The sequence below is a fragment of the Flavobacterium sp. K77 genome, assembly GCF_021608205.1.
In the GTDB taxonomy this organism is placed as follows: domain Bacteria; phylum Bacteroidota; class Bacteroidia; order Flavobacteriales; family Flavobacteriaceae; genus Flavobacterium; species Flavobacterium turcicum.
Window position 1 is genome coordinate 1 of record NZ_JAKIHO010000042.1, and the last position, 729, is coordinate 729.

Below are 729 nucleotides of genomic sequence, written 5' to 3' on the forward strand. Positions count from 1 at the left end.
TAACGTCCCCGCGCTACAAGTAGTTTGGGACTAAATTAAGCCCTATTTTCGGATTTGCCAAATCTTCCAAATACAAAACCAACTTTCAATTAAGCCAAATCCCCAAATTGCTTGTAGCGTGTGTTACCTGCTGGTTTTTTTTCGCAATATTCTTTGATAAATCCTTGCTTTATTTATAACTCCAGTCTTATTTCTCAAGGGATTATATAAACCTGAATTTTCAAGCATTACTACAATAATAATTTTTTCTTCTTCATTTAGTTGCTCAACAGTTTTTCCAAAGTAAAATTTCGAAGCATTTTTTACTCCAATATTTCCATTCCCAAAATCATAATGTATTAATTGAAATTTCAAACATTCGTTATTAGAAAATTCCTTTTCAACTTTTAATAAATATAATTTTTTTGTCAAAGAATATCCGTGTCTGTATGGACCAATAAATGTAGTTGCAGTTTCACAACTGCATCTTTTTTCTTTTACTGTTTTATGTATTTCATTGTAAATTTCTACAATTGATTTAAAATTCTCTTTTCGAGTTTCTTTTAACGAGTTTGTTAGATAAACAAATTCTTCATTTTTAAATATTGGGTTGAAATCGCTTAACAAAAAACTATAGATTGCGAAAAGCACAATAATAATTGATATAATGATTTTCGGAGCTTTTTTCAATTTCTTTAATTTAAGTTGTTGTTTTTAGCGGTCTTTTTTGGTAAACTAGCAGGTAACGTT

At 28.5% G+C, this 729-nt stretch carries 1 protein-coding gene; it reads right to left on the reverse strand.

Translation table 11 applies throughout. From position 1 onward, the window contains the following. Nucleotides 1–123 precede the first annotated feature (123 nt). Entirely contained in the window at nt 124–669 is a 546-nt protein-coding gene (locus L1S34_RS14805) for a transglycosylase domain-containing protein (RefSeq protein ID WP_236364872.1), read from the reverse strand. Nucleotides 670–729 lie beyond the last annotated feature (60 nt).